The organism is Rhizobium sp. YTU87027 (genome assembly GCF_050644135.1).
In the GTDB taxonomy this organism is placed as follows: domain Bacteria; phylum Pseudomonadota; class Alphaproteobacteria; order Rhizobiales; family Rhizobiaceae; genus Rhizobium.
Genome location: NZ_CP098441.1, coordinates 1556824 through 1575439, shown reverse-complemented (window position 1 = coordinate 1575439; position 18616 = coordinate 1556824). Strand labels below are relative to the sequence as shown.

General features: G+C 60.2%; 14 protein-coding genes and 1 pseudogene. 3 read left to right on the top strand and 12 right to left on the bottom strand.

Annotated elements, in window-relative coordinates; all coding sequences use genetic code 11:
- Positions 1–54: 54 nt before the first annotated feature.
- The 6 genes and pseudogenes from NBG89_RS26400 to NBG89_RS26375 form a co-directional block, all read right to left on the bottom strand.
- Positions 55–2334 (bottom strand): cellulose synthase, encoded by a 2280-nt coding sequence (locus NBG89_RS26400; RefSeq protein WP_431323250.1) that lies wholly within the window; start codon positions 2332–2334, stop codon positions 55–57.
- Complete coding sequence (locus tag NBG89_RS26395; RefSeq protein WP_431323249.1) at positions 2325–3374, bottom strand: glycosyl hydrolase family 8; 1050 nt, start codon at positions 3372–3374, stop codon at positions 2325–2327. The genes NBG89_RS26400 and NBG89_RS26395 overlap by 10 nt, the downstream gene beginning before the upstream one ends.
- A complete protein-coding gene (locus NBG89_RS26390) occupies positions 3371–5896 on the bottom strand; it encodes a cellulose biosynthesis cyclic di-GMP-binding regulatory protein BcsB (protein WP_431323248.1) in 2526 nt (841 codons plus the stop codon). The genes NBG89_RS26395 and NBG89_RS26390 overlap by 4 nt, the downstream gene beginning before the upstream one ends.
- On the bottom strand, positions 5896–8085 hold the full coding sequence (gene bcsA / locus NBG89_RS26385; RefSeq protein ID WP_431323247.1) for a UDP-forming cellulose synthase catalytic subunit: 2190 nt from the start codon (positions 8083–8085) through the stop codon (positions 5896–5898). The genes NBG89_RS26390 and bcsA overlap by 1 nt, the downstream gene beginning before the upstream one ends.
- Before the next feature lie 57 nt (positions 8086–8142).
- A complete protein-coding gene (gene bcsN, locus NBG89_RS26380; protein ID WP_431324561.1) occupies positions 8143–9087 on the bottom strand; it encodes a cellulose biosynthesis protein BcsN in 945 nt (314 codons plus the stop codon).
- Between the two features lie 256 nt (positions 9088–9343).
- Positions 9344–9535, bottom strand: a pseudogene (locus NBG89_RS26375) (VOC family protein); the annotation flags it as partial.
- Positions 9536–9783: 248 nt separating this feature from the next.
- Here NBG89_RS26375 and NBG89_RS26370 point away from each other — a divergent pair.
- Positions 9784–10185 (top strand): MarR family winged helix-turn-helix transcriptional regulator, encoded by a 402-nt coding sequence (locus tag NBG89_RS26370; protein ID WP_431323246.1) that lies wholly within the window; start codon positions 9784–9786, stop codon positions 10183–10185.
- A gap of 21 nt (positions 10186–10206) precedes the next feature.
- Here the strand turns inward: NBG89_RS26370 and NBG89_RS26365 are convergent, their stop codons facing one another.
- On the bottom strand, positions 10207–11148 hold the full coding sequence (locus NBG89_RS26365; protein ID WP_431323245.1) for an alpha/beta fold hydrolase: 942 nt from the start codon (positions 11146–11148) through the stop codon (positions 10207–10209).
- Between the two features lie 261 nt (positions 11149–11409).
- Between NBG89_RS26365 and NBG89_RS26360 the strand changes: the two genes are divergently transcribed.
- Together NBG89_RS26360 and NBG89_RS26355 are read left to right on the top strand one after the other, a co-directional pair.
- On the top strand, positions 11410–11805 hold the full coding sequence (locus NBG89_RS26360) for a cupin domain-containing protein (RefSeq protein ID WP_431323244.1): 396 nt from the start codon (positions 11410–11412) through the stop codon (positions 11803–11805).
- A 24-nt stretch (positions 11806–11829) separates the two neighbouring features.
- Positions 11830–13146 carry an epoxide hydrolase family protein gene (locus NBG89_RS26355; RefSeq protein WP_431323243.1) on the top strand — a complete coding sequence of 439 codons (1317 nt, stop codon included), beginning with the start codon at positions 11830–11832 and terminating at the stop codon, positions 13144–13146.
- Between the two features lie 336 nt (positions 13147–13482).
- On the opposite strand, the gene NBG89_RS26350 is transcribed toward NBG89_RS26355, so the two are convergent.
- Genes NBG89_RS26350 through NBG89_RS26330 form a run of 5 tightly spaced genes read right to left on the bottom strand, consistent with a single transcriptional unit; the run spans position 13483 to position 18587 of the window.
- Positions 13483–14220: an ABC transporter ATP-binding protein gene (locus tag NBG89_RS26350; RefSeq protein WP_431323242.1), complete on the bottom strand. Its 738-nt coding sequence runs from the start codon at positions 14218–14220 to the stop codon at positions 13483–13485.
- Positions 14217–15062: an ABC transporter ATP-binding protein gene (locus NBG89_RS26345; RefSeq protein WP_431323241.1), complete on the bottom strand. Its 846-nt coding sequence runs from the start codon at positions 15060–15062 to the stop codon at positions 14217–14219. The genes NBG89_RS26350 and NBG89_RS26345 overlap by 4 nt, the downstream gene beginning before the upstream one ends.
- Entirely contained in the window at positions 15049–15951 is a 903-nt protein-coding gene (locus NBG89_RS26340; RefSeq protein WP_431323240.1) for an ABC transporter permease, read from the bottom strand. Before NBG89_RS26340 ends, NBG89_RS26345 begins: the two co-directional genes overlap by 14 nt.
- A complete protein-coding gene (locus NBG89_RS26335; RefSeq protein ID WP_431323239.1) occupies positions 15948–16976 on the bottom strand; it encodes an ABC transporter permease in 1029 nt (342 codons plus the stop codon). The genes NBG89_RS26340 and NBG89_RS26335 overlap by 4 nt, the downstream gene beginning before the upstream one ends.
- A gap of 15 nt (positions 16977–16991) precedes the next feature.
- Entirely contained in the window at positions 16992–18587 is a 1596-nt protein-coding gene (locus NBG89_RS26330; protein WP_431323238.1) for an ABC transporter substrate-binding protein, read from the bottom strand.
- Between the last annotated feature and the right edge of the window lie 29 nt (positions 18588–18616).

Genomic DNA, 18616 nt, shown 5'->3' with positions numbered 1-18616 from the left:
TGCCTTTCCCGACGCTCACCGAGGAAGTGCACCCTGCAGCGAATGCCCGGATCATTAGTCGACGGTGTCAGGGTGTGTCGATGCCTTCAGGTCGGCCAGCCCACGGTTCGCATCCTTGCTGCCGGTCGCAGCGGCGGCTGTGAATATCCGTTCCGCGTCGCCGTACATCTTCATGTTCAAGTAGGCATATCCTCGAAGAACCAAGAGATCGATCGGCTCCTGGCGGAGTTGCGCGCGCTGATCGAGATATATCAATGCTTCGCGATAACGCTTCGCATCGAAGGCGGCGAGCGCCCGATCTGCCAGGATCGCGGCCTGCAGTTCCGCCGCCCGCTGTTGTGTCTGCGGCGCCTTCGTGGCGGCGACCGCTGCATTGTTGGAGAGACCAGCCCTCAGGTAGGCGAGGCTCTGGCCATAGGCCGCGTCTTCGCGCGTCTTGCGGTTTGGACCGGCTAGCGCTGCCTCGAAGGCCTTCGCCGCTTCCATCGGCCGATTGATGTCCATCAGGCACCAGCCGCGTGACAATGCCGTTTCCGGATCAAGCAATTGGGCATTGATCGTGGTGGTGCAGCCGCGCAGCTGCCGTCCACTGCGGCGAACGGTTACAGTTTGCATCGCAGGCTGGCGCAAGGCTTCGACGCGAGCCGGTGGGATTGCTCTTTCAAGCGGCTCCGTCGGTGCGCTGACGACCTTGGGCGGCGCCTCTGGCTCAATCGTCTGCCCCGGAGCGGGCAGGGGAGGCATGGTGGTCGTCCTGTTGGTGGTCTCACCCAACTGCGCGATGCGCTCTGACCTGCCTGCCCACAGGCGCTGGATCTCGGCCACGCCGGTATGATCGCGCAATTGCTGACGCGTGATGGCCAGCCCGTAGGCAGAGGGCTCGTCATCCGGCTTCCAGCGCAATGCGGTCTCGAACCAGCGCGCTGCCGCTTCCGGTTGGTTGAGGGTGCGCGCAAACCAGCCGAATTGCTGCGCCGTCGGCACATACTTTTGCGCAATGACCTCGGCGGCGATACGCGAAAGCACCTCTTCGCTGAGGTTCGCGGGTGGCTGCAGGGCCATCAGGTTTGCCGTTGCCGCAAGATAGGTCGCGGTCGCGTCCTTGGATGCGCCGCGCCACTTGTAGACCACATCCTCGGCTTCCTGATGTTTCTTCTCGGCAATGAGCGCCAACGCCAGACCCTGTGAGGCAAGGGCCGTGTCTTCCTTCTCGCGCGCAGTCCGGAACCATTTTTCGGCATCCGCGTAGTTTTCACGGCGAAGCTGATACCAGCCAAGCAGCAGGCTGTCGGATGCAAGCCCCTCGGTTTCAGCAAGCCGTTGGACAATTGAAAGGTATGTTGGCGCCACAGCGAGATTGGGGTCATCGTTGCCAGCGGCGACAAAGCGGCGGGCAAGGTCATTGCGGATGCTATCAAATTCGCGACCGCCGTTGCCATCGGGACGTTCAAGGCCAATGAGATCCTGCATCATTGCGTAGGACAGCAACGTGGACGCCTTCTGAATGGTCGCCAAGCGCTCCTGGGGATTTGTGCAATTCTTCAGGATGTAGACATAGGCAGCCTGGGCGCGAGGCGAGCGGTTTGTCTTTGCGAAGGCTTCGGCCACGCGCCACAGCACATCGATGTCGCTACATGTCAGAAGGCTCGGCGTGTTGGCGCCGATCTGGATGACGGTTGCGTACTGCTTCAGGTCGGACGCATTGACAAGGCGCGCCCGGGCTTCGGCAACATCCAGCCGGTCAAGCAGATCGGGCGGCGGCTGCCACCCCGGCTCGGACGCCTGCCGATCGGCAAGAGCCTTTCGCAGTTCCGCATAGCGTCCCTCCGAATAAAGCTGCCACATTTGTTCAAGCTGCTTGTCGCCGCCCTGCGGAATGGCCAGGGGATCGGCCGGTGGCACCCAGTTCGGGTAGAGTGCCCGAAGACGCGCGATCTCGGCCTGGAGTCGTGCCGTGTCGCCGCGGCTGGCGAAATAGCGCAATGCACTCTCGTCGACTTTTGGCTGGGGCCTTGCTGGTTGAGCAGCACTTGGCTGCTGTTGCGGAGCTTGTGCAAGCGTGACCGGGTTTTCGGCTTCCTCGCCGTCCTGAGGCTGCGGCGCAACCATGGTCGCGGCCTGCAGCCGATCGGCGATCGCCTGCACATCGACGTGCGGCTTGGGACTGGTTTCCGGTCCCGTGACACGCCCCATGAGCATGAATTGAGGCGCGGGCTCGCTCGTCCAATGGAAGCCAAGCATATCCCGAAGTGCCGGACGATCCTTAAGAGCGGTCACCAGACCGGCTACCGCCACCGCGACAACAATTGCAACGGATGAGGATCTTACAGACACTCTGGATGTTTCTCCCCGACAAATGCCAACCCAAGAAGATGAAGGGTCGATGGATAGTAGAGCGATGGTTCAAAGTGCCGCGACGACTCGGACAGCCTCGTTCCATCTGTCACACAGGCCACGACATCGTTAACAATTCGATAACCCGGGTCCGGCAGCAGTGTTTTCGGCTTGCCGGATGCGAGGTCGATCGTCGCCGGAGTGCCATCCTGCGTCGTCATTCCCTTGCGTATTCTTGACAGCAATTCCTTGTCCGAAATTCCCGCGCGAACGAGATAAAGCGGGATGCGCAGGCTGTTATATCCGTATTCCGCATCGAAGCCTTTCGCCGGTTCCGGCATGCGATTGAGGCTGACCCAGTCGCCTGGTAGCTTGCGTGGTCCGAACTGCATTGCCCGCAACAACGACAGGCCGTCGTCCGACAGCTTTTGCCAGGCGTTGGACGGCGCGAGCAGCGCCATGACCGGGATCGCCTCGTAGACCCAGTAGGAAGGATTGACGATCGGGCCATCTTTGCGATCGGTGGAATCAAATCCGCTGACACCAGGCAACAGCAATGTTCGTCCGCCTGAGCTGACCACGACGCGCGACAGAAGCGCCTGCGCCATCTTCGCGGCTGCCTCGATATAGTCGCTCTTGTTCCAGGCAGATCCGGCGAGCGCCAACGCATAGGCGATCAAGAGATCGCCGTCCGAAGCGTTGTTGGTGTCGGTGACATGTGGCGTGACGGCCGGGTCCCATTTCCAGGCTGCCAGGCCGTCGTCGCGCAACAGCAGCTCGGTGCGCGTGAAATACCAGATCTGCTCGAAGTCGGCGGGGCTATTGGCGAGATAGGCAAGCAGCAGGCCATACCCCTGGCCCTCGCTGTGGCTGATATTGCCGTTGGCGTCATCGATGATGCGGCCGCTCGCATCCAGGAACTTCGCCTTGTAGGCGTTCCAGGCCTGCGGGCTGATCCCCGGTCCCTGGGCCTGCGCAGACTGGAAGCAGAAAGCAACCGCAAAGCCTGCGGCGCAAATCAGTTTCAAAAGCCTCATCATTCGCGCCTGCCCAATCTGGAAAGCATGCTTGCCGTGGTCACGCCGATCAGAAGCGACAGGACGACAAGAAGGAAGGCGTAGGACAAAATGTTCGTCGACAGCCAGTTTGCAGCAATCAGGCGATAGTTTGACAGGGACCAGGGCTGAGAGCTTACGAAATCAAAGCGACCGACGGGGACGCTTTCAATCTTGCCGGTCTTGCTGGAGTAGGTGGTGATATGACCAGCGATTTTTGGCCAGTTGACCTGGGCGGTGACAGCCTCCACGCCTTCGCGCAGGTCGCTGGCCGAGGGAGCTGTGACGACGGTCCAGGACGACCCCCCGGCCACGCTTTTACCCTGAGCGATCAAGAAGCTGTCGGCATTGCCGGGTGTAAAAACGTCTTCCGACCCGGGCACGAACTGCAGTGAGCTCAAGGAGATGTCGAAGTTGCGGCGAAGCCACTCCTGGAAGGATGTGATCTGTCCGCGCCACACTCCGCCGCTAACCTTCGAGCGCCAATCCTCAAAGGTCACGGAAGGTTCAGCCTGATTGGATTGAGCGGCGATCTGAGGTCGCCAGGAGGCCTGGCTCGTCGCCGCAATATTCAACTGCGACAGCACCGCTGGCGGCATTTGAGAGATCGATCCTATGAAAATCGCATCGCGCTCGCCTATGGCGCCTGGCGTCGCCGCCGGTTCGACGTCGATCGGGCGGCCGGCAACGATCGCCATTTGTCCAAGCAGCGTGGCGGTCGCCGACAGCGTGTCGCTGTCAATCCGATCGATAAAGAGCGGTACTGGCAGCATGGCTCGATTGTACGGATAACCGGTTCCAGACAGTCCGGCGAGGTTTGGCCGCTGTCCGATCCGGGCAAAATCGGGAATGTGGAGCTCGCTGGTGTCGAAGAGCGCAAAACGCGGGGCGGCGCCGGCCGTCGTGCCGGGGACGCAGACTTCGTCCTCCTTCGTCATCAGGATGGCCTCAAGCGACAGCGTGTTCAGGCCTGGCTTGAAATGCCGCATGGTCACGCGAATGGGCAAGTGCCGGAAGATGCCACCACCTGTCGACGAAATCGGTACCGTCGAAGCGATGTTGCCGTTGACATATACATCGATGTGACTGCCGGGCAGGACACTCTGCGTGAAGGCTGCGTCCAACAGCACGGTGGCCTCGCCATAGGCATTGGCGTAGAAGTCGGACGGAACCGCGATATTGAAACTGGTGCGGAAGCGTCGTCCCGAAAACTCGCTGGTCTTCACGCCCAGTTGCGCAAATGTCAGGTTTGTCGCCGACAAAACGAGCGGCGCATCCGGGGCGCTCCAACGCTGCGTTACCAGCGTATCGCGACTGGCTGTCGCGGGACGATCCGTTGGCGAAACGATGGTATCGATCGCAGACGCGATTGCAGGCCAGGACGGGCCACTGATCAGGAGAACAGGTGCCCCCGACTTCGGGTCTGTCACGAAGGAGGCGAACGGCGCTGCTTGCGCGGCCAGCGGCAGGGTGATGACTGACTGAAGTTCGGCCGGCGTTCCGACCACGACGGTCATGCGACCGGCACCGGTTGGCGGCAAGGTGTCGGGGGTGAAAGAAAAAGTCTGGTTCGGCATGCCGCTTAAAACCGCAAGGCCTTGGGCAAGACGCAAGAGAGGTTTCGTTGTTCCTGGCTGCTCAAGGGCCGGCACGACGAAACTGATTTGCGTCCTTCCTGTTTCGTCCACGCCAATCGCGCGGATCGCGTCTGTACTGGAGAACCGCCCGGCTTCTTGCCCGCCAAAGGTCAGGTAGGTTTTTGCCGGGTCGATATCGGTCCACAGCTCATAGGTCGATTGAACGGTGCAGTCTGTGCGGTGGCGTTGCGTTGCTTCGAATGTCAGAAGATTTGCGCCAGGCTGCAACAGGCCTGGGGGTACGTCGAAGGCGACGCTCGATGGCGCATCCGATGAGGCGATCGGCTGTTGACCGACGATCCGATTGTTCAAAAGAACCGTCAGCTGTGATGCCTCCGGAGCAACGACCACGGCATTCTGGTAGGAGAAGTTGAACTTCGCCGGCGCGGCAGCTTGCTCCGGCGTTATGTAAATCGACCATGACTTGCGATCATATTCGCCGTCCAGACCGAACTTGGCGAAGGGAAGAACATATCTCCGGAATGCGTCAGTCGCCATTTGCCGAGGCAATGGCATGGCGGGCGGTTCAGCCGCCGGTGATGCGTTTGCCGGCGTTGTCGTTTTCGGGCGCACAGCTTGTGCTTGCGCTGGCGCCGAAGGCACCTCAGCCGGCGCTGACGAGGAAGCCGGCGCCATGGAAAACGGAGGGGGTGGCGTCGTAGGCTGCGCGGCCGGCGGAGGCGACGGCGTTGCCGGTACGGGCGTTTGCGGGATTGTTGCCGGTGCTGGCGTGGCCGGCAATGTCAGTCTCGGCACCATGGGCGCGCTACCTTGCTCACGCTCGCCCGACATATCGAAAGGCGCTACCTGCGCATAGGCGACCGCGCAAGCGGCGAAAAGAAACGCCGTGATCGATATGATGGTCTTCATCAGTTGCCCGCCTTCACGACCTGGTGCTGGCGCTCGCGTTCGGGCCGCATGCTGCGGAAAAGATACACGAGGCCGCGGCTCGTCTGATAGAGCGCGAGGCCGAGAAACCAGATCGTGCCGCGCACAAGACCCGGATTGTGGCGGCGCGCTTGCTGGAACTGCGTCCACTGATCGGAATTCGCAAACATCAGGTCGGCAATCAGGCGATGGTCGAGGGCGTTCTTGGGAACATATTGGCAGCCGACGGCAAGAATCTCGCCGGAAGGCTGGATGTTACGGACGATCAGCGGCAGCGTTTCGATGCTTGCGCCGCTGTGAGGCTGGAAACGTATCTCTCCTTCGGTACCTATCACCATCGTGTCCAGCTGCTTGTTGAACACATGCAGCCTTGCGCCGTGGACCGACACGTCCTCGATGGAGGCGGTATACCACTTGCCGTTAACGCCGAATTCGCAGCGGCGGTTGACACGGACACGGCGGGACGCGGCCCGCTCGCCCCGTTCGGAGACGACACCGAGGGCGCAGCCGGCCATGATCAGGTTGATGACGTTCCACCCGCCGACGACCAATGTCACATCAGCCTTATAGGGCTCGGCGTAGATGCGATAAATCGTCACCGCCAGAGCAATGAGCTGGACTGCAAAGATGACGAAGAATGGCCGGCTGATCTCCGAAAGGCGGCTGAGCGCGATCGACTCGTCCTTTGCTGTCACCTTGAAGGTTGGCTTGCGCGGATTGAGCATGACCGAAACCACTGCAGGCAAAAGGTGGACTGTCTGAACATATTCGTAAAGTTCCGAAATCCACGGCCAGCGGAACGATCCGTAGAGATAGTTCTGCATCATCAGGTTCACGAGCATATAGGCCAGCGTATAGGCAAGGAACTCGCCACCCGATGCGGTGAAGATTTCAAGATCGAAGAAGAGATAGAAAAGTGGCGCAAACAGGAAGATCGTGCGCGGGAAGGGGAAGAGCCAAAAAAGCGTCGAGGACATGTAGCAAAGGCGCTGCGGCAGCGTCAGGCCACGCTTGAGCAAGGGGAAGCGGAAGCGCAGAATCTGCATCATTCCCTGTGCCCACCGGCTACGCTGCCCGATGAAGCTCGCAAAGGTCGCCGGCTGCAGCCCGGCGATCAGCGGCTTGTCCACGTAGATGCTGTTCCATCCGTCGCCGTGAAGGGCAAGGGCGGTTTCGCAGTCCTCGGTAATGCTGATGCCGCTGAAGCCGCCCTGGGATTCCAGCGCCCGGCGGCTGAGGACGGCGGCTGAACCGCAAAAGAACGCTGCATTCCATTTGTCGAGACCGCGCTGGATGATGCCGTAAAACATCTCGTTCTCGCTCGGCATCCTCTCGAAGGTCTTGAGATTGCGTTCCAGCGGATCCGGGTTGATGAAGAAATGCGGCGTCTGGACAAGGAACAGCTTCGGGTCGTCGTCGAAGTAGCCGACGGTTTCGAGCAGGAAGTCGCGCGCTGGCGCATGGTCGGCGTCGAATACGGCAATCAGCTCGCCGCTCGAATACCTCATGCCGTTGTTGAGATTGCCGGCTTTGGCGTGCTCGTTGCGATCGCGCGTGAGGTAGCGCACGTCAAGATCCTCGCAGAGCTTCTTCAGCTCGTCGTGGCGTGCAACTGCCGCCTGGGCTTCGAGAAGCTTGTTGGAATTGCGCTTCTGCAAGGTGCCGCCATCGTCAAGCAGCCAGACATGCAGCCTCTCGGCCGGATAATCCATGGCCTTTGCCGCAGCCAGGGTGTTGGCAAGGAGGTGCGCGTCCTCATTGTAGGACGGAACGAACACGTCGACGTGGGGGAAGCGCTCTTCCTTGCTGGCGCGCGAAGGGCGCGGTGGCAAGGGTGTCGCGACGATGAACAGGCTGAGCGCCAGCATCGCGACGCTGTACATCTCCGCGAGGTAGAGAAGCAGGCCGGGGATAAAATTCTCCGGTTGATTGATCGGTGGCAGCGTGTTGGTCGTGCGCCAGTAGACATAGCGAAGGACGATGGACGTGCCGAAGGCGAGCGCGACCAGCCGCCAGGTACCTTCCGCCTTCAGCCCTTTGATGATCGCCATGATGGCGACGACGACAATGCTCGCAATCAGCTGCGTCTGCAGGTTCACTGGCAGCGTGATCAAAACGATCACGCACAGAGAAACGATGGCCCAGGTAATCATGCTTCGGGCTTTATGCATCAATATCCCTTTGACAAGTCAGGCAGGGTGCTTGGGAACACCTCAGCCTCATTTCGTCTATCTCCGGCACGCGGCCGTCATGGCCGAATCCCCAATACATTCCGGCAATGGCACCGTTGTGCCGCCTGGCGTCGCGGTTCCCGCTCGGATCTGTCCGTTTGACGGCACCACTGACATGTCTTTCTGCGTCAGGCCGTTGGCGCCGTCTGGCAACGGTACGCGAGGACCTGTCGGCGGCGGCAATTGCGCCGGCGTCTCCTCGGCCTTCGGCTGAAGGCTGCGTACGACAACGACACGAGATTGGATTTCCGGCCGGGCAGGTTCATAGCCGAAGGCCATCGGCATGCTTCTGTAACCATTTTCGTCCGGATAGATCGGATTGCCGGGCCGCCCAAGCGTGGGATCCGTGCCTGGTGCGGATCCAAACGGATTCCATATTTCGCCGTCGAGCGTCCCAACGAGTGTGTAGCCGTACATGATTGCGAGCAGCTGTCTTTCGGTTGCCCGTGCATCACAAAGGCGCAACCGCATCTGGATCATTCCGAAGTTGCGCGCCTGTGTATGTGCCGATCGGCTCGAGCGGATCTGCTGCCAGCCATAAATACAGGTATCGCCCGAACCGCTCTGGCCCGATGCATAGCTGAAGGGTCCGTAGCTGTTTTGCAGATAGGTCATCGAGCGCGTCATCTGTACGCCGGGAACCGCATCAAAAGCCTCGCGGATTATCCCGTTCTCGCTGATCATGTTGAATGGTGCGCTGCTGGTGCCGGGATTGGCGCCCGATGCCCCAAGGAACTGCACCTTGAGAAAGTTCTGCCCGGATACCGAAGACGACGTGTAGAGCGAAATCATTTGCTCGGTGCCGTTGCCGCGCTTGTGTTCGACAACACTGACGATCGAGGGACCTCCAGGTGGAGGCAGGGCAAGCGCCGCCTCAGCCGGAACGGTTTGTGACGTGTTCAGGGGGCGGACGTTTCCCGATGACTGGCATCCGACCAGCAGGCCGCCAATCAGTGCCAAGCACGACGGCCTCAGTAGACTGAACGCTTCGGGTCGCCGCAATCGTCTTTCCCCACATCCATACGCAGATTTCGCGCCGGATTTCCGAATCAACGGCGCTCGAGGCCGCTTTATCATGGTAAACGACGATTATGGTTAACCCAAAGTTAATGCGTGGCATCGGGATAGCTCTCGTTTAAAAGAGTTCGCGCAGCCATTGCAGCTGCGATTTTTCCACGCTCTCATCGAGCGGCTGGGCAAGGGTCTTGTGTCGGTAGTATACGGCACGACCAGGCTGGACCAGAACGCGCCCGATGCCGAACACGCAGAGCAGTTTGTCGTAGAACGCCGATGCGGCGTCCAGGTCATTGGTGCCGACCGTCGAATGGCTTGGCAAGCCGCGGACCCTCTGTGTTTCGGCAGCCGATTTACTGATGGCAGTGTTGTTCATTTCAGTTCGTCCTTTCATACTTGGTTTGGTAGCCCGTCGGGGGCCGATGGCTTCAAGCGTCGGCGAGGCCCAAAGGGTTCCGAACCGTTTTGCCTGCCTTGAATCTTTTCGGTTGCTACGCCCAGGATTTGACTGGATGTTGCATACACACTATCTAACGCGAGCCTATCGAACGTTGTGGAGGTCAAGCGATGGATCGAATTGGTCCCAGGTCCGCTATCGCAGGCGAGGTCGTATCCGGATGCTTGATGACGAGGGCCAGACGCATCTCTCGGGTGATCACAAACATCTATGACCAGGAATTGCGCAGCCATGGCCTGAACGCGTCCCAGTTCTCGATGCTGATCGTGATTGCGAAACTGGGTGGTGCCAGCCGCGCCGAAATCGGCCGCGCAAATTTCCAGGACCGGACGACCCTGACCCGCAGCCTCGCACCGCTGCTCAAGGAAGGCTGGATCGAAGAGCTTCCGACAAAGGGCGGTCGCAGCCGCCCGGTCGTCATTTCCGCCGGCGGGGAAAAGCTACTGAGCGAGGCCGCTCCGGCCTGGCGCAAGGCGCAGCGCAAAGCCAGCCGGCTCGTTGGCAAGAATGGTGCAAAAGCAATCATCGACATAGCCGAAAATCTCCCAAGAGAGGACGAGCCAGCATGAGAGCGTTCGTACCGGCGCAGGCTAATTCGCCGCGCGGATTTCGGCGATGACGTCCTGCGGCCTCTGGAGGTGCGGATAGTGACCGATACCCGGCAGAACGCAAAGGGTTGCGCCGGCTCGCCGCGCAAACTCCTCGCCCATGGCTTTGTTGATGTAGAGGTCGTTTTCACCCCAGACGACCTTTACCGGCGTCTTGAGTTCGCCAAGATGGGTCTCCAGGTGGTCCTGGTCTCGGGTGAAGTGTGAATAGTAGTGGTAGAAAGCATCAGCGCAGGTGATGCCGCCATGTTCCCATCCCAACGTCATGTCCTTGAAGACATCGGCCGGGAGATCGAACTGTTTTTCGGGCGGCAGGCCACGACGATAGACGTTCGCCAGAATCTCGGCGCTGTTCTCGTTCATGTACATGCGGGTCTTCGATCCCGCCGGCTCGCTCTTGAGGTTCTGGAGGCTCTCGTACATGTGCTCCGGCCTGTTGAATGGAGCGAAGTCTCCGACGACTATCTTTCTGGCGATATCCGGCTCCTCGATCGCAGCCAGAAGGGCCGGAAGCGATCCGATATCGGTCGCGTAGATTGTCAGCTTTGAGCGATCGATGCGGGCAGCCTTGATGTAGGCTGCCAAGACATTTGCGTAGTCTCTTGGCGAATATGAGAATTTGGCCGGCGCCGGACGAGAAGACAGCCCATAGCCCGGCCAGTCGATGGCGTGGACTTCGTAGTCCTTCGCCAGCTCGGTGGCGATATCCTTCCAGACGAGCAGAGTCTCTGGAAACCCGTGCAGAAAGAGTACCGTGCCCTTCGGGCTTGCGCTACGGGCGACCATGCGGCGAAGCGTGATGTCCGGGGCAACGTCTATGTAACCGATCTCGGTGCGGGTGTTGTCGAAAGCTGCGCCCGATCCCACGGCAGCAGGTGCGCTTAGCGCGACTGAGAAAAAGAGTGGTATAGAGCGTTTCAACATCTCAAGACTCCTTCTTGGTTCGGCGCGATGAACGCCAGGCCAGTTTCGACAGGTCCCATATGATGCATATGCAACATTAGTCACCGTCGTACGAGACGCTGCAGCGGGCGATTTGGTATTGCATTGTATCCGCACGCGCGGGTGGCGACGCTTCGTTACATTTTAGCCGCCTTGAAACACATGCGGGATACCGGCCGGCCCGATTTTGGATGGCAAGCACGGTGCCGTCGCACCCGCTCTCGTCAGCGAAGGAGCAATCCAATGAGCGTCCGATTTATCGTTCCCGCGGCACTGATTGCCGCCATTTTCACCTTCCAGATTGCACAAGCCGAGCAACGTGAAATTCGGCGGACGGACTTGCTAAAGGAGGACGTCAGCGTTTCCGGCAGGGAGGTTGTCCAGGTGCGCGTCGATTTCGATCCGGGCGCATTCGCGATAAACCACCGGCACCCTGGCGAGGAGGTCGCCTACGTTCTTCAGGGAACACTGGAGTATAAGCTTAAGGGAAGGGAAGCCGTGACGCTCAAGGCAGGCGAATCCCTGTTCATCCCGGATGGTGTCGCCCATTCCGCTCGAAACGTCGGGGATGGCAAGGCGTCGGAGCTGGCGACCTACATCGTCACCAGGAATGCGAAGCTCGTCGAAGCTGTGAAGTAATTCACCAGAAGGGGAGGAAACGTCATGACCCTGAGCGCAAAATTCGATGCTGCCGATCTGTCTCGTCGGGCTCTCCTGCTTGGGGGAACAGCGGCGGCCCTCTCCAACGCGATCTTGCCGTCGTTTGCCAATGCGGCGCAACCCAGAATGGCGATAGCTTCGAACGGCGAAATACGCCCGTTCAAGGCAGAGGTCGCAGAACCGGCCCTGATTGACTTGCGGCGGCGGCTGGCTGCAACGCGCTGGCCGGACGGGGAAACCGTTACCGACCGATCCCAAGGCGTCCAATCGACCAAACTGCGAGAACTCGTCGAATATTGGCAGGCCGATTACGATTGGCGGAACGCAGAGAGCAGGCTGAATGCATTCCCGCAATTTCTGACCAACATCGACGGGCTTGATATCCATTTCATTCACGTGCGCTCCAAACATGAAAACGCCTTGCCGCTGATCATGACCCACGGTTGGCCAGGCTCGGTGTTCGAACTCCTCAACGTGGTTGCTCCCCTAACCGATCCGACCGCTCACGCAGGCAAGGCCGAGGACGCCTTCCATCTCGTGCTGCCGTCCATCCCTGGTTTCGGCTTCTCCGAGAAACCGAGCACAACTGGCTGGAACCCGCAGCGCATCGCCACCACATGGGACATGCTCATGAAGCGCCTCGGCTACGACAATTATGTGTCCCAGGGTGGTGACTGGGGAGCAATTATCTCCGATGCCCTTGGCAGGCTGGCGCCAGAGGGCCTCCTCGGCATTCACGTCAATCGCATCGAACGAGCCACGACGTTCCCACCGGACGCTGCCCAGGCATTGAAGAGCGGCGCTCCGCCACCTGCTGCTCTCTCGCCCGACGAGAAGACGATATTCGAGGAGGCAAGAGACTTCCTGAACAATGGCTTCGGCTACGCAGCCATCATGAACACCCGTCCGGAGACCGTCGGTTACGGTCTGGCGGACTCACCAGTCGGGCTTGCTGCCTGGCTGTACGACAAGATTGCCGACTGGGTCTTCACCCGTGGCGAGCCAGAAAGGGCTTTGACGAAGGACGCGATCCTCGACGATATCACGCTCTACTGGCTGACCAACACCGGACCATCGAGCGGGCGCATTTATTGGGAAAACACGGTCTCAGCTGCGAAGCTGACGGCTATCGAGGTACCGGTCGGCGTGACGGTCTTTCCCGGGGAGGTCTACAAGCCGCCGAAGGAGTGGCTGTCGAGGGCGTATCCGAAGCTGGTCTACTACAGCCGAGCCGATAAGGGAGGCCACTTCGCTGCCTGGGAGGAACCTCTACTCTTCAGCCAGGAGATCAGGGCGGCATTCCGCAACATGCGATCTTGAGCGCCGCCGACTACTTTCGGGCGGCGTCAATATCGGATGTCGACACCGAGGGTGCATTTCGCCGGCTGCCAGCGAAGAGGCGTCCGCGGTTTCCTTAAGACAGGGAAAGCAACGCCTCGAACACGACGGGAGCCTGCCGTTGAAAGGGTAGAGGCAGCCACTCGCACCAGACCTGATCGTCGGCAGTTGCTATCTGGCGCGACCAGGCTGACGCGCAGGCCGTGGATTTCCAGCCGAAAGCCTGCCGCGTGGCCGGGGAACGACGTCGCGTGAGCTTCAATTCCACGAGCTGAGATCCACCTCCTATACGCGATCCATCGCTTCCGTTGCGACCGGCTATATGAAACTGGCTTCGAACAGCTCACGAGAATAGGTGTCGTGGGCGGTGCTGGTTTTGAGATCGCTTTTTGACAGTTCGTCGATGAAGCGACCGTCCTTCATGACCAGCACGCGGTCGCACATGTGGCCGATCACGGCGAGATCGTGACTGACAAGCACATAGGTCAGTTCCCGTTCGTCGCGCTGGTCTGCCAAGAGGTTCAGGATTTCCGCCTGTATCGACACATCGAGCGCGGAGGTCGGTTCGTCGAGAAGCAGGATCGGCGGGGACAGGATCAGCGCTCTTGCGATTGCGACGCGCTGGCGCTGACCGCCGGAAAGCTCGTGGGGAAAACGGTTTGCAAAGGTTGCCGGCAGGCCGACCTGCCGTAGCGAGCGCTCGACGGCTTGCCAAATCTCCTGCCTGCCCATCGCCCGCAAGGGTTCGGCAAGCGCGGTGCCGATCCGGTGGCGCGGATGCAGCGAGCCGTAAGGGTCCTGGAACACCATCTGAGCGCATTTGAGGTCATCGAGACTTCTTGACTTGCCGACGACCCGACCCGCAAGCACGATTTCTCCCGACCATCCCCGTTCCATCCCCGACAGGCATCGCAACACGGTGGACTTGCCGCAGCCGGATTCGCCGACAATGCCCAGCGTTTCCCCACGCGTGACACTGAAGCCGATGTCCTTGACGACATGGTTTTGCTGTTTTCCGGACGCGAAGGTGACATTGAGGCCACTGACTTTAATCATCCTGCTCTCTCCAGGTCGATTTTCGCGCGGTCGAGAACCGCAAGCCGCCGGACCGGGTGCCTCGGATCCGGCATCGCGGCGATCAGCCCCTTGGTATAGGGATGGCTGGCATCCTCCAGCCGCTTCAGCGTCTCGACGATGCGCCCCGCATACATGACAATGATCCGCTCACAAAAGGCAGAGACCATGCGGAGATCGTGGCTGATCAGGATGAGACCGGAATCGTTCTCCCGGACGAGTTCGTCCAGGAGCGTCAGCACATCCTTGCGCACACTGACATCAAGCGCCGAGGTCGGCTCGTCGGCGATCACCAGCTTCGGCCTGGCAAGAAGCATCATCGCAATCATGACGCGCTGGCCCATGCCACCGGATATCTGATGCGGATACTGCCCCATCACGCGCTTTGCGTCCCTGATGCAAACGCGCTCGAGCATCGCTTCGGCCGCCAGGCGCGCCGCTGCGCCGCGCAGGTTGAGATGCAGGCGTGCCGCCTCGGCGATCTGCTTGCCAACGGTCAGGACGGGATTGAGCGAATAGCGGGGATCTTGCATGATGAGAGCAATATCCTTGCCGCGGATCTTTCCCATCTGCCTCTCGGACATCGACAGGAGCGGACGACCATCGAGATCGAGACGCTTTGCAAAGACAGTCGCGCCTGGCGACAGAAGGCGCATGATGGCGCGGCCGGTTGTCGATTTTCCCGAGCCGGATTCGCCAACAATGCCGACACGCTCGCGACCGACGTCGAAACTGACATGGGAAACGGCAGCGACGGTGTTCTTGCCAAAGCTGACATTGAGGTCTTCGATGGACAGGACTGGCTTCATATCAGGACCTGGCATGGCGGGGATCCAGAATGTCGCGAAGCGCATCGCCTGCGACGTTGAAGGCAAGACTGCTGATAAGTATGGCGACACCGGGCATCACCGCCACCCACCAATAGTCGAGCATGAACTTGCGCCCGCTCGAGATCATCGCGCCCCATTCGGGCGCCGGCGGCTGTGCGCCCAATCCGAGGAAGCCAAGCGAGGCGGCCGTCAGAATGATGCCGGCCATGTTCAGGGTCAGGCGCACGATCACCGACGGGATGCACATGGGTGCGATGTATACGAACAGAATGCGCAATGGCGAGGCGCCATAGAGGCGGGCTGCGGCAACATAGTCGGCATTCCTGACGACCAGCGCCTCGGCGCGTGCAAGGCGCGCTATCGGCGGCCACGCCGTCAGGGAAATGGCGATGATCGCTGTTGTCAGGCCGGCCCCAAGTGCTGCGGCGAATGCCAGCGCCAGGATCAGCGAGGGGAAGGACAGGACGATATCCGTCGCCCGCATGAGCAGCGCATCGGTGCGACCACCGAAGAAGCCTGCGACGACACCGATCATGAGACCGATCGGACCAACAATCAGGGAAATCGAAAGGACCGTCTGAACGGTGATCCGCGTGCCATAGATCAGGCGGCTGAGGATATCCCGACCAAATTCGTCCGTGCCCGCAAGGTGGGCAGCGCTCGGCGGCTGCAGCGCGTCCGACAGCACCTGTATGTTGGGGTCATAGGGTGCAAGCAACGGCGCGAGGATCGCGATGATGCACAGGACCACCAGAATGGAAAATCCGGCCAAGCCAAGCGGTTCCTGTCCCAGCCTGGAGACGATCCGCATCGTGGCGGCGGCCATTCGGGCAGGCAGGTTGGGTGGGCGTGCGGCGAGATCGGTTTGGATTGCATCGCTCATTGCGCAGCCTCCCGCGTTCGCGGATCGAATATCGCATAGGCGATGTCCGCCAGGAAATTGAGGAACATGAAGATAAAGCCGATGATGATGGTGCCGGCAACGACAGCATTCATGTCGCCGATCATCAATGCATTCGTCATGTATTGGCCGATACCCGGCCATGAAAAGACGATCTCGGTGACGACGGCACCTTCCAGAAGTCCACCATAGGAAATCGCCAGGATCGTTATCAACTGCACGGCGATGTTCGGCAGGACATGCCGGGTGACGGTGCGGGCGGGACCGACACCCTTTGCACGCGCGGCGATCACATAGTCCTGGCTCAATTGCTCAAGAGTGAAGCTGCGGGTCATGCGGGTGATATAGGCCATGGCGGCATAGGCGAGGATTGCCGCAGGCAAGATGATGTGCGCAGCCGCGTTCCAGAAGATCTCCGTTTCTTTCTGCAGCAGGCTGTCGACGAGCAAGAGCCCGGTTTGTGGCGCCACCAGACCCTCGTAGAAGACATCGATACGCCCAGGTCCCCCAACCCAGTTCAGTCCGGCATAAAAGATGACGAGGCCGACGATCCCGAACCAGAAAACCGGGATCGAATGACCAACAAGCGCCACGATCCGGGCAATCTTGTCGATGAAGCTGTCGCGAAAGAGCGCTGCCGTCAGACCAAGCGGAACGCCGACGAAGGTCGAAATCAGGATCGCCAGGGTGGCAAGCTCGAAGGTCGCGGGAAACGCCTGGGCAAGATCTGACGAGACCGGATTGCCCGTCAGCACCGCCGTTCCGAAGTCGCCATGCGCCAGGCCATTCAGGTAGATCAGGAACTGCTGGTAGATCGGCAGGTCCAGACCAAGTTTTGCGCGCATGGCGGCATAGGCGGCCGGGTCTGCAAGCTCGCCGACGATCGCCCCGACCGGATCGGCAGGAAGAATACGGCCGATCACGAAGGTGACGCACAGCAAGATGAACAGGCTGACGGCCAGGTGTCCCACCCGGCGCGCCAGCTCCTTGACGGATAGCTCCTTCATGATCGGCGACCCTTTTTAATCGGTCTCGGCTTTGCTGACGCCCTCAAGGCGCGTCGTCTGATTTGGATGGCCGATATAGCCCTGGACCTTGCTGTTCAGCACAATGGGCTCGAAGCGTTCGAACATCGGCAAAACCGCCGGCTTTTGATCCACGAACATCTTCTGCATCCCGACGTAGAGTTCGCCGCGCTTCTTCGGGTCGGGCTCGAGCGAGGCCTTCGCCGTCAGAGCTGTCAGTTCGGGTATGTCCCAGGCCGAGCGCCAGACGAAGTTGCCGGCATTGTTTGCCTCCAGCGAATTGTCGGGGTTGGACGCGAACTGCTCCATCGCCCCAAGCACGTTCGGCATGTAGGCGCCTGTCTGAGGAATAAGGAGATCGAAATTTCTGGCACGATGGGCTGCGATGATGTCGGATCCGTTGCCCTGCTGGATGTCGACCTTGATGCCGATCTGACCAAGCGAAGCCTGGATGGCGGTGGCAAGATCGATGCGGGGCGTCTGCGCGATGGTCTTCAGATTGACTGTGAAGCCATCCTTGAAACCGGCCTCGACCAAGAGCTCCTTCGCCCTGGCGACATCGAGGTGCCAGTCGGGACTTGGAATTGCATATTCGAAGTTTTCGGGAACCGGCACGGTGCGCGCACGTCCATAAGGCCCCATGATGGTCTTTTCGATCCCCTTGTAGTCGATGCCATAGGCGATTGCCTCGCGCACCTTCGGGTTCGACAGATATTTGTTGCTGGCGTTCATCGACAGCACGTAGAAGCCGCCCGTGGGCACGCGCTGGATCTCGAAGCCCTTCTTGTTGGCGAATGTGGCGAGGTCCGACGCGCTCAGCGCGCTCGCTATGTCGACGTCGCCGCGTTCCAGCATCAAGCGCTCAACCTGGCTCTCGGGAACATGGCGGACAATGACGCGGCGCATCTTGGGAGCGCCTGCGACATAGTCCTTGTTGGCGTCGAGAATGACCAGCTCGTTCGGTGTCCAGCGGTTCAATGTGAAGGGCCCGGAACCGGCCGAGTGGGTGCGGAGCCACGCATTGCCATAGTCGTCATTGGCGACATGCTTTTGCACCTCGACACTGTCGACGACACTCGCAATGACCATGGCCAGACGATAGAACAGAAGCTCGGAGGTCACCTGACCCGAAAGATCGATCCGCACCGTCTTGTCATCGACTGCTTTGACCAGTTGATCGACATTGTCCTTGGTATAGCCGACGCGCTTCAGGTTCGCGGCCGCGGCCTGATCGAGCTTCAGTAGACGGCCGAGCGAATAGACGACATCACTGGACGTCACCGGATTTCCGGATGCGAAGGTCGCATCCCTGAGCTTGAAGGTGATCCCCTTGTCGTCAACCTGCCAGCTTTCAGCGAGCTGCGGCACGATCTTGCCGTCGGGTGTCGAGGCCACCAGCCTGTCGTAGAGGTTCGACATGATCTCGTTGGCCTTGGCTTCCGTCGCCTGCTGGGGATCGAGCGACAAGACTTGCGCCAGCGAGGTGCCGATCACGAGTTGATCGGTGGGGGTGGCCGCGAAAAGCTGAGGTGCCGCCAAGGTCAGCGCACAAAATGCGACGCCAACGAACAGGCTTCTGGAAAAATGCTTCATTGCAACTCCTCCCTGAGTTACTATACAAG